3 protein-coding genes, 1 tRNA gene and 1 pseudogene are annotated in these 2,540 nt (G+C 74.1%); 2 read left to right on the top strand and 3 right to left on the bottom strand.

The features are described from left to right. A tRNA-Pro gene (locus tag IE312_RS16630) sits at positions 1-72 on the bottom strand. Between the two features lie 106 nt (positions 73-178). Here IE312_RS16630 and IE312_RS16625 point away from each other — a divergent pair. Beyond that, positions 179-685: a DUF309 domain-containing protein gene (locus IE312_RS16625; RefSeq protein ID WP_189982513.1), complete on the top strand. Its 507-nt coding sequence runs from the start codon at positions 179-181 to the stop codon at positions 683-685. A gap of 35 nt (positions 686-720) precedes the next feature. Beyond that, entirely contained in the window at positions 721-1,530 is an 810-nt protein-coding gene (gene cobF / locus IE312_RS16620) for a precorrin-6A synthase (deacetylating) (protein ID WP_189982511.1), read from the top strand. Here the strand turns inward: cobF and IE312_RS16615 are convergent. Both IE312_RS16615 and IE312_RS40420 read right to left on the bottom strand, forming a co-directional pair. Continuing rightward, a complete protein-coding gene (locus IE312_RS16615) occupies positions 1,527-2,300 on the bottom strand; it encodes a sulfite exporter TauE/SafE family protein (RefSeq protein ID WP_189982508.1) in 774 nt (257 codons plus the stop codon). The genes cobF and IE312_RS16615 overlap by 4 nt on opposite strands. Positions 2,301-2,373: 73 nt before the next feature. Next, positions 2,374-2,540 (bottom strand): annotated as a pseudogene (locus IE312_RS40420) (long-chain fatty acid--CoA ligase); the annotation flags it as partial.

The raw sequence follows: 2,540 nt of genomic DNA, 5'->3' as shown, positions 1-2,540 counted from the left end.
GGGACGACAGGATTTGAACCTGCGACCCCTTGACCCCCAGTCAAGTGCGCTACCAAGCTGCGCCACGTCCCGTTGCCCTCACCCGCGGTGCCCCGCGTGATCGCGCGGACAGCACTTTACCCCACGCGGGCCGGTGCGCCGAAGAAGGCCCGGGCGGCGGCGGGGGACAATCGACGGTATGACGAACACGGGCGCATCGGACGCCAGGGACCGGGACGAGGCCGGGCGGGCCCGGAACGCGCGGCCGCGGGACGGGCTGGGGCGTCCGCTGCCGTACGGCGCCGAGGGGGTGCCGCGGCAGCCGGAGGGGGTCGTGCGGGCGCCGCGGGAGACGGTCGCCGAGGCGCAGGAGCTGCTGGCCGAGGGGCGGCCGTTCCACGCGCACGAGGTGTTCGAGGACGCCTGGAAGTCGGGCCCGCGCGACGAGCGCCCGCTGTGGCGGGGGCTGGCCCAGTTGGCGGTGGGGCTCACCCACGCGGCCCGGGGGAACACCGTCGGCGGGGTGCGGCTGCTGCGGCGGGGCGCGGGGGCGGTCGAGGAGTGGGAGACGGGCCGGGGCGAGGACCGGCCGTACGGGCTGGACCTGCCGGGTCTCACCCGGTGGGCACGGGAGCTGGCCGACCGGGTGGAGCGCGGCTCGGCACCGGTGGACCCCCGGGCGGAGGCGCCCCGGCTGGGCCCCTGACCGGGGCCGGCCGGGGTGTGCGGCAGACTCGGGGCGTGCGAGAGATTCATGTCATCGGTATCGGCGCGGGCGACCCCGACCAGCTGACGCTGCAGGCGGTCAAGGCGCTGCGGAGCACGGACGTGTTCTTCCTGCTCGACAAGGGTGAGGTGAAGGGCGATCTCATCCGGCTCCGCCGGGACATCCTGGACGCGCACCTGCCCGCGGGGTCGTACCGGGTGGTGGAGGCCCGGGACCCGGAGCGGGACCGGAAGGCGGGCGGGGCGGCCTATGCGCCGGCCGTCGGGGACTGGCGCGGCGCCCGTGCCGGGATCTACGAGCGGCTGATCGCCGAGGAGCTGGACGAGGACGGTACGGGTGCCTTCCTGGTGTGGGGCGACCCGACCCTGTACGACAGCACGCTGGCCGTCCTCGAGGAGGTGCGGGAGCGGGGCGCGGTGGAGTTCGCGTACGACGTGGTGCCCGGCGTCAGCAGTGTCTCCGCCCTGGCCGCCCGGCACCGCACGGGGCTGAACCGGGTCGCCCGGCCGGTGCAGATCACCACGGGGCGGCGGCTGGCCGAGGGCGGCTTCCCGGAGGGGGTGGACGACGTGGTCGTGATGCTGGACGCGCACCAGGCCTTTCGGCGGTTCGCCGAGGACGACATGGACATCTACTGGGGCGCGTACATCGGCACGCCGGACGAGATCCTCGTCTCCGGTCCGATCGCCGAGGCCGGCCCGCGCATCGAGCGGCTGCGCGCTCAGGCGCGGGAACGCAAGGGCTGGATCATGGACACCTACCTGCTGCGGCGGGGTTCCGCGCGGGACGGCCGCGGCCAGGACCGACCGGCGCGGCCCCGTTAGCGCAGGAGCAGTTGGAGGCCGCCCACGACCGTCGCCGCGATCACGAGTTGTTCGAAGAGCCGCTGGTTGATCCGGTTCACGGCCCACTTGCCGATCAACGCCCCGGGCACGACGAAGACCACGAGCGCGGCGTCGAGGAGCAGCGAGCGCCCGTCGATCAGCCCCAGACCGGCGCTGAACGGCACCTTCGAGACGTTCACGATGAGGAAGAAGAACGCCGAGGTGCCCAGGAAGCCGAGCTTGCGGAAGCCCGCGGACAGCAGGGACATCGACATCACCGGACCGCCCGCGTTGGCGACCATCGTCGTGAACCCGCCGAGCACGCCGTACGAGCGCGCCTTCGCCCGCCCCGCCCGGCTCGTCACCTCCTCCGGCGCCCGCGGGGTCTCGGCGGTCCGCCGGCGCCACACCGTCACCCCGGCCATCAGCAGCAGGATCGCGCCGATCGAGGTGCGGACGATCCCGTCGCCGGCCCACACCAGGAACAGGGTGCCGGCGACCACGCCCGCCGCCACGGCCGGGAACAGCCGCCACAGCGTGGGCCAGTGCGCGTGCCGCCGGTAGGTGAGGACGGCGAGCACGTCACCGGCGATCAGCAGGGGCAGCAGTACGCCGGTGGAGGCGCGGGCGGGCAGGACCGCGGCGAAGACCGCGAGGCTGACCGTGTTGGCCCCGCTGACCGCCGTCTTGGAGAAGCCGACCAGCAGGGCCGCGGAGGCGAGCGCCGCGAACCCCCAGCCGGACAGGTGCCACAGAGTCATCGTGTTCATGGAGGAACCGATGCTATGCGCATGCATGGTCCGGCGCGGTCCGCCGGCCGGCCCCGTGACGCCGGCGCAGCGTCTAGCGGTCCGTGTAGCGCGTCCGCAGTTCCCGTTTGAGCACCTTCATGCTCGGCCCCAGCGGCAGCCCGTCGGTGACCTCCACGCGGCGCGGGTACTTGTGCTTGCCCAAGTGCTCCTTGGACCACTCGATGAGCGCGGCGGCGTCGGGGGCGGTGCCCGGCGCCG

The organism is Streptomyces capoamus (genome assembly GCF_014654935.1).
In the GTDB taxonomy this organism is placed as follows: domain Bacteria; phylum Actinomycetota; class Actinomycetes; order Streptomycetales; family Streptomycetaceae; genus Streptomyces; species Streptomyces capoamus.
The sequence above is the reverse complement of the archived record's forward strand: the minus strand, read 5'-3'. Positions and strand labels throughout refer to the sequence as shown.